The organism is Vibrio sp. 1641 (assembly GCF_033339995.1).
In the GTDB taxonomy this organism is placed as follows: Bacteria; Pseudomonadota; Gammaproteobacteria; order Enterobacterales; family Vibrionaceae; genus Vibrio; species Vibrio alginolyticus.
Genome location: NZ_JAWOVP010000413.1, coordinates 1 through 558 on the forward strand (window position 1 = coordinate 1; position 558 = coordinate 558).

General features: G+C 47.5%; 1 protein-coding gene. It reads left to right on the forward strand.

Annotated features, from left to right (window positions below; all coding sequences use genetic code 11):
• Positions 1-558: DUF2268 domain-containing putative Zn-dependent protease (locus R7Z47_RS26290; protein WP_318130956.1), on the forward strand; the 558-nt coding region annotated here is incomplete at both ends.

Here is a 558-nt window from a genome sequence, read left to right on the forward strand (position 1 = left end):
GTCTCTTGTTGCTGACTATTTGTATGAACAGCTGAATAGCCTGAGTCTGCAACTCGCCGATCATTTTGAACTGACCAATATTGATGTCACCATCAGTCCATTTGGTCACGGTGATGCGCCGCAAAGTGGCATTGGTGGTTACTGCTTGAGCCCTTATCGAGTTGAAGTTTTGCTAGACACCCAGCGCACGGATATAAAAACCGTCATTGAAAACGAACTGGCTGCAGTGCTCGCGCATGAATTGCATCATCTGTTTCGGATGCGAGCGGGAGAAAATGGACTCACTCTGGGAGAGGTGATGATCATGGAAGGCTTGGCTTGCCATTTTGAACGTCAGGTCAACGGCGGCATCATTCCGAGTTTGTTTGAGTTGATAACAGACCGCGACTGGCGGCCGTTTTACACAGAGATGAAAGATAAGTTAACGAGCTTGGATTACAACTTTGATGCTTACTTTTTGGGAAGCGATGAAAGCCGCTGGCCGAAGTACATGGGGTATTGGGTGGGGTATAACCTAGTCGCGGAATACCTAGCTAATTTTCATGGTTCTGAACTCGA